Origin of the sequence: uncultured Fibrobacter sp., from assembly GCF_900316465.1 — a bacterium.
Taxonomy (GTDB): domain Bacteria; phylum Fibrobacterota; class Fibrobacteria; order Fibrobacterales; family Fibrobacteraceae; genus Fibrobacter.
The window spans coordinates 1-7,775 of record NZ_ONDD01000052.1; the positions used below are offsets into that span (position 1 = coordinate 1).

Here is a 7,775-nt window from a genome sequence, read left to right on the forward strand (position 1 = left end):
GAAAGTACCGCATTTCCACAACGCCAGGTCTAGGGAACCAAAATATAATAAGTGGTTAGTGCTTGGTGGATAGTGGTTGGGCGAAAAGGGGATTGAAATGCGGATAAAGGGGACGAATGGCGAAACTGGCGCTGATTTGGGGCGCGTAAGGGAATTTTGAACAAAAGAACGACCTCGGCAGAGCCGAGGCCGTTCTGGGTTTAGGAGTGGAGTCACACTACTACATATTGCTGAAGATTTGGAATCCGCTGTAGGATTCTTGGCCGTGTTCGCTTTGGTCGAGGCCGCGGAGTTCTTGACGTTCGGTAACGCGGAGGCCCATGGTCTTCTTGATGGCGTAGAAGATGAGGCTAGCTGCACCGAAGCAGGGAACCGCGTAAGCGATCACGCCGATGGCCTGAGTGCCGAGGGTGTAGTCGCCAGTGATATCGAAGATACCGACAGCGAGCGTACCCCACACACCGTTCACCAGGTGAACCGAGAGAGCACCGACCGGGTCATCCAAGTGCAAGCGGTCGAACATGAAGACTGCGCCGACTACGAGCACACCAGCGATGGCACCGATAATCCAGGAAGAAAGCGGGGTGACCACGTCTGCACCGGCAGTGATGGCGACGAGGCCAGCAAGGCAGCCGTTGAGGGCCATGGTGGCGTCCGGCTTCTTCGAAACAATCCAACTCGTAAGCGTTGCGGTAATGATACCTGCGACAGCGGCGAGGTTCGTGGTCACGAGAATCCAGCTAGTAGCCTTTGCATCGCCGGAGAGGGCAGAACCGGCGTTGAATCCCCACCAACCGAACCACAGCATGAACACACCGATGGTTGCGAGCGGAATGTTGTGGGCCGGAATAGCGTGCACCTTACCGCCGACATACTTACCGATACGCGGTCCAAGGATCATGACGCCAGCGAGAGCTGCCCAACCACCCACGGAGTGAACCAGGGTAGAACCGGCGAGGTCATGGAAACCGGCCTTGCCGATGGTAGAAAGCCAGCCACCGCCCCATGTCCAGCTACCAACGATGGGGTAGACGAAGGCCACGTAGATGATGGTGAAGACGAGGAAGGAGTTCAGCTTCACACGTTCGGCGACAGCGCCAGAGACAATGGTAGCCGCGGTTGCTGCAAACATCGCCTGGAACAACCAGTCGGTGAAGAGAGTGAAGTGACCGTTGTAGGCAGCGGTGAAGTTGGCCGGGTTAGCCCAGTCACCGATACCGAATCCGGCAAATCCAAGTACACCGGAGATCGCGTTGAACGTTCCGGGGTACATGAGGGCAAAGCCGATGGCGGCATACATCGTGATACCTATGGCGGGAACCGCGATGTTTTTGAAAGCGACGTTGGCCGCGCACTTGGCACGAACAAGACCCGCTTCGACACAGGCAAAGCCCAGGCCCATGATAAACACCAACATGGCGCTGATCATGATCCAAATGTTTTCTGTCATAAAGATGGCGTCGCTGACAGGTACGACAGTTGCTGCTTCGTTCATTGTTTAAATTCCTTGTGTTGATTTGTTTGAATTATCCGATTGCCTCGGGGCCCGTTTCGCCGGTGCGGATACGGATGCACTGTTCAAGTTCCGTGACGAAAATCTTGCCGTCGCCGATAGCGCCTGTACGTGCGCCCTTGATGATGGCGTCAATGCAGGGCTTGACGAATTCGTCGTTCACAGCAATCTTCAAACAGATCTTTTTGAGCAGATTAACCTCGGTCACCACGCCACGGAAACGTTGGTTGTAACCGCGCTGCTGACCGCAGCCAAGAACGTTAGTGACAGACATCTTGAAAATCTTGCTTTCGTAAAGTTCTTGCTTTACGATGTTTAATCGTTCGGGTTGGATGTAAGCTGTAATGAGCTTCATGTTCCTATCCTTTGTTGAGGTTGTTTTCTTGTTTTGCCCAACCTATTGCAAAAGGCGTGCCAAAATATCAAATGTGGCGAAAATGGCTTAATTTCGGTGTTTTTGAGTCAAAAAATGTTATAGAAACAAAAAAAACGCAGTTTGTTAAACTGCGGTTACAAATTTTGGTTTTACAAATTTGGAGAAAGAGTCAAAAAATGTAAAGAGACTTGTTATTATCCTTCAAACGGAACAAGGGAAACGCAGTTTCGCTTTTTCTTTGATATGTAGAGCGCCTTGTCGGCAAAAGAGAGCATGTCTGAAACGGCCCCATCTCCGAATGTTCCGCCAAAGCTCATGGTTAACTTTACATCCGGGTAATCTTGCAGTTTGATTTTTTCTGCCTTGGCACGCATCTGTTCAAGTCTGGTTCTCAGCACTTCGTGGCTGATTCCCTTGAACGTAATCAAGAATTCGTCGCCGCCATAACGTACGACGTGGTCCAAATTACGAACCGATGAACTCAGTATCGATGCCACGGCGGTAAGGGCAGCGTCACCACACTGGTGGCCGTAATTGTCATTCACATCTTTGAAAAAGTCGATGTCGGCCATTACGACTGCTTGGCAATTCTGTGATGCGAGTTTCTCGTCGAAATACTTACGATTCATCACTTGAGTCAACGAATCCCTGTAGATTTTATCGTTGATTTCTGTGATTTCGTTAGTTTTATCGGTAAAGCCGAATACGGTTGTTTCTTCGCCAGTTCGCACCACCTTCATTTCGACATACTGACCGAGTTCGTTGTGGAATATTTTTGATAAACTATTGCCAACTGGCAAGTATTCTTTAATGTACGACTCGTCAGCCACTTTTCTGAGACTGTCCCGATCTTCTTCAAGAACCGTCGTGTTGAGGAGTTTTTCAACAAGTGCTTTGAAGGTCGGTGGTTTTTTCGTAGAGCCAATAGCGCTTTTGATTCGATCGCTAGTGCGGAAAATTTCCACCTTATCAGTTACAAAATCGACACTGGCAACGGAGGCGTATCCGTTCATGAGGGCATTGATCATGTTTTGTTGTTTGCGGTTCTGCTCCAAGAGCTCTTTCTCTTGTTCCAGCTTTGTCATTTGCGCGTTCACATTTTCGACAATATACAGGACTCGATGTAGAGGTTTTTCGTCGCCAATGCGTACAAATATCGCCTTACTCCAACCGTGAATCTTTCCATGAAAAATTTCTGATATCACATTTGAATCCTTCATGCGTTCTGGCAATGTTGAAAGAATTGTAAAGTTCTTGATGGTTTCAACACTTTCTGGACAAGCAAGATTCGACATGATATTGGTAATGCTTTCTTGTAGAGTGCTGCCGCACTTCATGAATTTATCGATGAATTCGTTACTCTTGATAGGGAACGCAGTGTTGGTTTCAAGATCAAGTACATGCATCGAAATGTACAGTTCGGTGACGGCGTGAGTGATAGCTGTGAAAAACTCCGCAGAGTTCACAGGAAGGTCTGCTACAAATTTTTTGTAATTGTCCATAAAATCATTGCTCCTTATACCTGTAAAATATATTCATTTCAATGGGAAAAAAATAAGACCTTTTTCTAAAGAGTGGTGTCATTAATGTTTTTATCCACTTTATTTATAGGAAAATTATGTAAAATGTTGCTTGGTGTAGGGGAATTTCTATATTTGGCCGCAAATGAACAGGCTACTTGATTTTGATAGCGAGCATTTGTGGCACCCGTATGCGGCGCTGAAGAATACTCCGGCCAGGTTCCTTGCAAAATCCGCTCATGGAACGACGATTGAAACGGCCGACGGTTTGAAACTGATTGATGCGGTATCGAGTTGGTGGTGCATGGCGCACGGGCATAACGCCCCTGAAATCGTCGAGGCGATTCAGAAGCAGAGCGAAAAGATGTGCCATGTGATGTTCGGCGGCTTTACGCACGAACCTGCGATTGAACTCGGCGAAAAACTGGTGAATTTTTTGCCGGAAGGTCTCAACAAGATTTTCTTTGCGGATTCGGGAAGCATCGCCGTGGAATGCAGCGCCAAGATGGCGGTGCAGTACCAGCATTCGCTCTCGCGCCCGGAACGTTGCAAGTTGGTCGCCTTGAAGGGCGGCTACCACGGCGATACTGCTGGCGCGATGGCGCTTTCTGACCCTGACGGAATGCATACGCTTTTCCGCGGAATTATGCCGCACCATTACTTTGCGGAACGCCCGAACTGCCGCTTTGACGAAGTCTGGAATCCGGCGGATTTCGCTTCGATGGAGCGCGTTGTCGAGGAACACAAGGATGAAATCGCTGCCGTGATTTGCGAGCCCGTGTTCCAGGGCGGAAACGGCATGTGGCTTTATAATGCGGGCTACTTGAAGGCTCTCCGCGAACTTTGCGACCGCTACGGCATCCTGTTGATTTTGGACGAAATTGCTTCGGGCTTTTTCCGCACGGGCCCGCGCTTTGCGATGGAACATGCTGGCATTAAGCCGGATATTATGTGTATCGGCAAGGCGCTCACGGGCGGAAGCATTACGATGGCAGCTTGCGTTGCATCTGAGAAGGTTGCCGAAACAATTACGAACAGCAAGATTCCTGCCTTTATGCATGGCCCTACTTACATGGCGAACCCGTTGGCTTGTGCTGCGGGAATCGCTTCGCTTTCGCTGTTTGAAAGTCGCGATTATGCCACGAGTGTCGCTCGGATTGAAAAGCGTTTGAAGGCGAATTTGGAACCGCTACGTTCGCTTGAAAATGCGGCGGATGTGCGTGTTCTCGGTGCGATTGGTGTCTTGGAACTGAAGGCGAAACCTTCTGCGGACGATATTCTGCGCGTGATTCGCGAAACTGGCGTGTGGCTCAGGCCGTTCTGCAACTACGTTTACACGATGCCTCCGCTTATTACGACTGATTCTGAAGTTGACCGCATTTGCGAAGCCATCAAGATGATTGGTGAGTGTGAACCCGCGCCTGTCGTAGAAGGTGAAGACGAATTTCACGAATAAGGAGATGCCCGGTCATGCCGGGCATGACAAAGTGAATGGAATACTATAGCTTGAAAATGCGAGCCTCGCAGCAAGTGGGCGAAGGCGAACAGAAACACGAACAGCATATTTCCGGTGCAGAACGCATTGTAGGCCGGGATTCTGTAGAGGCTGTGTGCTCGGCGATGGTGCGTCGTGCCATGAATCATTCCAAGGGCGACCCGGATTTTATCAACGTGAAAATCGAAAAGGTTCACGAATACGATATTCGGATTTTGAAGGCTTTGCCTGTAACGCGCATTGATGTAGATACGTGGCAGGAAGGGCTGGACAAGGCTTTTGGACTGATCACTCCGCTGATGGGCTCTGGCTGTGGGCTCCGTGAAAAGTTGCAGGAACTCTTGCGGGTGACTTTCCCGATGCGTGGCGCGATGCTGTACGATATCGCGACGGGCGAACGCCTGGAACCAGACCACGAACGCGGAGTGCGTGCGACTTATATGGATGCTCTGCATTCGAGCGAAGTGGATGGTTGCAAGAATCACTTTAACGAAGCGATTGTGCTTGCGACCAAGGTGGCGAATGCTCCCGGAATGGTGGCGGAATTTTGCGTGAGTGATGACCCGAATTACGTGACGGGCTATGTCGCGAGCAAGGAACTCGGCTATGTGCGCATTATGAAGATGAAGGAAATGGGCGATGAAAACGGAGGCCGTATTTTCTTGTTTGATTCGCGCAAGGCCTCTGCTGAAGAATGTATCGAGTACTTGCAGAAGAAAAAAGTTTTGGTGGATGTCAGAGCATGAGTCGCATTCTTGACATTTTTACGAAAGACGCTTTGGAAGCGGCGCGAGCGAACAATACTTATCGCTCGATGCGCTTGATGGAAACGCCGGAATCGTCATGCGTGAAAATCCGCATGCCCGATGGCGCTTCGCAGGAACAGATTCTCCTAGCGTCCAATTCTTATTTGGACTTGGCGAATGTCGATGAACTCAAGCAGGCGATGGCCCAGGCTGTTTTGGAGTGGGGTACAGGGAGCGGGGGTGCCCGCCTTACTACGGGTAACAAGTCTCCGCATCAGGAACTGGAAGAATTTATCGCCAAATTCAAGGGCGAAGAATCGGCTATTACGTTCAATACGGGCTACATGGCGAATGTCGGTACGATTTCGGCATTGTGCGGCAAGAACGACTTTATCTTTAGCGATGAACTGAACCACGCCAGCATTATTGATGGTATTCGCCTTTCCCGCGCCAAGTGCTTTGTGTATAAGCATAATGATATGGCAGATTTGCAGCGGGTGATTCAAGAAGCAGATAAATCTAGAGCCGAGTCCGCATTGCCTGCACCTCGAAAACTCATCGTGACGGATGCTGTTTTCAGCATGGATGGCGACCTTGCGAATTTGCCGGAACTTTTGCGGATTGCGCACGAAAGCGAATGCCTCCTGATGATTGACGAGGCCCACGCCACGGGCGTGCTCGGCAAGACCGGTCGCGGACTTGCCGAACACTACGGCTGTGCTCATGTCGATGTAACCGTCGGGACTTTGAGCAAAGCCGTCGCCGCCGAAGGCGGCTTCGTGGCGGGTCCGAAGCAGTTGACTGAATTTCTGAAAAATAAATCTCGCAGCTTTATCTTTACGACGGCGATGGCTCCTGCTGTTGCCGCTGCCGCCTGCAATAATTTGCGTTATATCGATGCGCATCCTGAACGCGTTCAAAATCTGCGCGATAACGTGAAATTTTTCTGCGACGCCCTGCAGCGCGAAGGCGTGAACGTTGAATTGTCTCCTTCGGCAATTGTTCCGATTGTTATCGGTGACGAAGCGAAGGCTATGCAGATTTCTGCGAAACTTCAGGAACAGGGAATCTTGATTCCCGCAATTCGCTATCCGACAGTTGCCAAGGGGCAAGCCCGCCTACGTGCAAGCCTGATGGCTACGCATACGCATGAACAACTTCAAACCGCTGCATCCATAATTGCGCAGGCGGTAAAAGAGGGTGTATGAACAAGGGATATTTCGTTACAGCCACCGGAACCGATGTTGGTAAAACATTTGTGACCGCCCTGCTCGTGAAAAAGTGGCGCGATTCCGGTATCGATGCGGGCTACTACAAGGCTGCCCTCAGCGGCGCAGAACTCCGCGACGGCAAATGGATCGCCGGTGACGCCGACTATGTGAAAAACATTGCAAATCTTCCCGATTCGCAGGAACTGCTCGTGAGCTATGTCTATAAGGAGGCAGTCTCTCCGCATCTTGCTGCCCGCAAAGAAGGCAATCCCGTAGAATTGACGAAGGTCAAAGCCGATTTTGAAGCGGCTTGCGCTCGCCATGAATTCATTTTTGCCGAAGGTAGCGGGGGAATCATTTGCCCCATCCGCTATGATGACCAGAAGGTTTTCCTCGAAGACATTATCAAGACCGTGAAATTCCCGATTCTTGTGGTGACAACGGCGGCGCTCGGCTCCATTAACGCCTGCGTGCTCACGGTAGAATATGCTCGTAGCCGCGGCCTAGACATCCGCGGGCTCATCGTGAACCGCTACGGCTCTAGCGGCAACCTAGAAATGGAAGACGATAACATCCGCATGATGCAAGACCTGACGGGCCTCGAAATCCTTGCGAAAGTCAAGGACGGCGACACCGACCTAGGCGCGCAACCGTTTTAAAGTTCGATATAGTGCGGAATGATGTCTTCGTAGCTCCCGTCCTTGAGCAAAAAGCCCTTGGGAATCACGCCGAGCTGGGTAAAGCCGAGCTTCTTGTAGAGCTTGAGGGCAGACGTATTTGTCGCGACAACCGCATTGAACTGCAAAATCCTGAAGCCGATTTCCTTTGCCTTCGCAAGGCAATCCTTCACGAGAAATTCACCGATGTGCTGGCCACGCTTGTTCTTCTTCACCGCATAGCTCGCGTTTGAAATG

General features: G+C 50.6%; 8 protein-coding genes. 4 read left to right on the forward strand and 4 right to left on the reverse strand.

The window, feature by feature from the left end:
* Nucleotides 1–220: 220 nt before the first annotated feature.
* From QZN53_RS12745 to QZN53_RS12755, 3 genes are all read right to left on the reverse strand, one after another.
* Nucleotides 221–1,495, reverse strand: a complete 1,275-nt coding sequence (locus tag QZN53_RS12745; RefSeq protein ID WP_163439293.1) for an ammonium transporter — start codon at nucleotides 1,493–1,495, stop codon at nucleotides 221–223.
* Nucleotides 1,496–1,526: 31 nt separating this feature from the next.
* Nucleotides 1,527–1,868 carry a P-II family nitrogen regulator gene (locus QZN53_RS12750; protein ID WP_163439294.1) on the reverse strand — a complete coding sequence of 114 codons (342 nt, stop codon included), beginning with the start codon at nucleotides 1,866–1,868 and terminating at the stop codon, nucleotides 1,527–1,529.
* A gap of 215 nt (nucleotides 1,869–2,083) precedes the next feature.
* Entirely contained in the window at nucleotides 2,084–3,295 is a 1,212-nt protein-coding gene (locus QZN53_RS12755) for a GGDEF domain-containing protein (RefSeq protein ID WP_294653457.1), read from the reverse strand.
* Between the two features lie 259 nt (nucleotides 3,296–3,554).
* Here QZN53_RS12755 and bioA point away from each other — a divergent pair, with 259 nt between their 5' ends.
* Genes bioA through bioD form a run of 4 tightly spaced genes read left to right on the forward strand, consistent with a single transcriptional unit; the run spans nucleotide 3,555 to nucleotide 7,520 of the window.
* Nucleotides 3,555–4,865, forward strand: a complete 1,311-nt coding sequence (gene bioA / locus QZN53_RS12760; RefSeq protein WP_163439296.1) for an adenosylmethionine--8-amino-7-oxononanoate transaminase — start codon at nucleotides 3,555–3,557, stop codon at nucleotides 4,863–4,865.
* A 35-nt stretch (nucleotides 4,866–4,900) separates the two neighbouring features.
* Nucleotides 4,901–5,650, forward strand: coding sequence for a 6-carboxyhexanoate--CoA ligase (locus QZN53_RS12765; RefSeq protein ID WP_163439297.1), 750 nt, complete (start codon nucleotides 4,901–4,903; stop codon nucleotides 5,648–5,650).
* Nucleotides 5,647–6,858 (forward strand): 8-amino-7-oxononanoate synthase, encoded by a 1,212-nt coding sequence (gene bioF / locus QZN53_RS12770; RefSeq protein WP_163439298.1) that lies wholly within the window; start codon nucleotides 5,647–5,649, stop codon nucleotides 6,856–6,858. The genes QZN53_RS12765 and bioF overlap by 4 nt, the downstream gene beginning before the upstream one ends.
* The gene (gene bioD, locus QZN53_RS12775; protein ID WP_163439299.1) at nucleotides 6,855–7,520 is read left to right on the forward strand and encodes a dethiobiotin synthase; all 666 of its coding nucleotides are present in this window, start codon (nucleotides 6,855–6,857) and stop codon (nucleotides 7,518–7,520) included. Before bioF ends, bioD begins: the two co-directional genes overlap by 4 nt.
* On the opposite strand, the gene QZN53_RS12780 is transcribed toward bioD, so the two are convergent.
* A partial coding sequence (locus QZN53_RS12780; protein WP_163439300.1) for a GNAT family N-acetyltransferase occupies nucleotides 7,517–7,775 on the reverse strand: 259 nt, incomplete at its 5' end. The two genes, bioD and QZN53_RS12780, sit on opposite strands and share 4 nt — an antisense overlap.

Excerpts from the sequence above, each read along its gene's own strand:
- QZN53_RS12745 (WP_163439293.1), bottom strand. The coding sequence starts at position 1,495 with ATGAACGAAGCAGCAACTGTCGTACCTGTCAGCGACGCCATCTTTATG.
- QZN53_RS12750 (WP_163439294.1), bottom strand. The coding sequence starts at position 1,868 with ATGAAGCTCATTACAGCTTACATCCAACCCGAACGATTAAACATCGTA.
- QZN53_RS12755 (WP_294653457.1), bottom strand. The coding sequence starts at position 3,295 with ATGCATGTACTTGATCTTGAAACCAACACTGCGTTCCCTATCAAGAGT.
- bioA (WP_163439296.1), top strand. The coding sequence starts at position 3,555 with ATGAACAGGCTACTTGATTTTGATAGCGAGCATTTGTGGCACCCGTAT.
- QZN53_RS12765 (WP_163439297.1), top strand. The coding sequence starts at position 4,901 with ATGGAATACTATAGCTTGAAAATGCGAGCCTCGCAGCAAGTGGGCGAA.
- bioF (WP_163439298.1), top strand. The coding sequence starts at position 5,647 with ATGAGTCGCATTCTTGACATTTTTACGAAAGACGCTTTGGAAGCGGCG.
- bioD (WP_163439299.1), top strand. The coding sequence starts at position 6,855 with ATGAACAAGGGATATTTCGTTACAGCCACCGGAACCGATGTTGGTAAA.